The organism is Xanthomonas sp. SHU 308 (genome assembly GCF_000364645.1).
Classification (GTDB): Bacteria; Pseudomonadota; Gammaproteobacteria; order Xanthomonadales; family Xanthomonadaceae; genus Xanthomonas_A; species Xanthomonas_A sontii.
This window is the reverse complement of the sequence record NZ_AQOK01000728.1, coordinates 1-370: the sequence shown is the minus strand read 5'-3', so window position 1 is coordinate 370 and position 370 is coordinate 1. Positions and strand designations below refer to the sequence as shown.

Genomic DNA, 370 nt, shown 5'->3' with positions numbered 1-370 from the left:
AGCCACCCCAGCCGTGCCGGCAGGCGCGCGCCGCAGGCCATCAGCAGGGGCACGGTATGGCGCACGTGGTGATAGGCCTGGCCGAGGAAGGCGACGTAGTCGGCGCCGGCGATCTGCCCGGCCAGGGCAGTCTGGATGATCGGGATGGCGATCAGGTCGGCGCGTTCGGCCTGGGTCTCGGCGAGCAGCCGGGCATGGAAACTCATTGGAAGGCTCCTGGGGCGGGATCGGGTTCGAGTTCGGCATAGCGCTGCGCCACGGCGTCGGCGTAGCGCTGCAGGATGGCGTCGCGGCGCGGGCGGCCGTTGCCGGTGAGCAGGCCGTCGGCGGCGCTGAACGGCGCGGCGGCGCGCACGAAGCCGGCGACGCA

Annotated in this window: 2 pseudogenes; both read right to left on the bottom strand. The window is 73.2% G+C overall.

Annotated elements, in window-relative coordinates:
* A pseudogene (locus D588_RS25540) lies at positions 1-206 on the bottom strand (biliverdin-producing heme oxygenase); the annotation flags it as partial.
* Positions 203-370, bottom strand: a pseudogene (locus D588_RS27390) (long-chain acyl-CoA synthetase); the annotation flags it as partial. The pseudogenes D588_RS27390 and D588_RS25540, both read right to left, overlap by 4 nt.